Annotated in this window: 1 protein-coding gene; it reads right to left on the bottom strand. The window is 40.5% G+C overall.

All coding sequences use genetic code 11. The annotated features are described in order from the left end of the window. Positions 1–457: ATP-binding cassette domain-containing protein (locus J7R05_RS08025; protein ID WP_208541850.1), on the bottom strand; the 457-nt coding region annotated here is incomplete at both ends.

Raw genomic sequence — 457 nt, 5'->3', positions numbered from 1 at the left:
TGGTTCATCAAGAATCAAAAAGTTTGCCGGTCGAGAAAGCAGTCGAGCAAGCATGAGACGAGCTCTTTCACCACCTGAAAATTCTTTGAGTGGTGTATGTGCTTGTTCGGGTAAAAATAAAAAGTCTTTCATATAAGAAATCACATGGCGCTCTTTCCCATTGATCAAGAGAGTATCTCCTCTACCATCTGTTAGATAGTGCGCTAACGTTTCTTCTTCATTTAAAATACGCTGTTGATCCAAAAACGCTACGGAAAGGTTATATCCATGCCTTACTGTTCCACTGTCAACTTTTTCCTGCCCAATCAGCATGGAAAGTAATGTTGTCTTTCCAATACCATTGGAACCAACCAAGCCGATTCGATCACCACGCTGAATGCGTAAAGAGAAATCTTTTACAATAACGCGATCACCATAAGATTTAGAAATTTGCTCCGCTTCAAGCACTAATTGACCA

The sequence above is a fragment of the Bartonella capreoli genome (assembly GCF_902813205.1).
Classification (GTDB): domain Bacteria; phylum Pseudomonadota; class Alphaproteobacteria; order Rhizobiales; family Rhizobiaceae; genus Bartonella; species Bartonella schoenbuchensis.
Note: the sequence above shows the minus strand (reverse complement) of the source record. Positions and strands in the feature narration are given on the sequence as shown.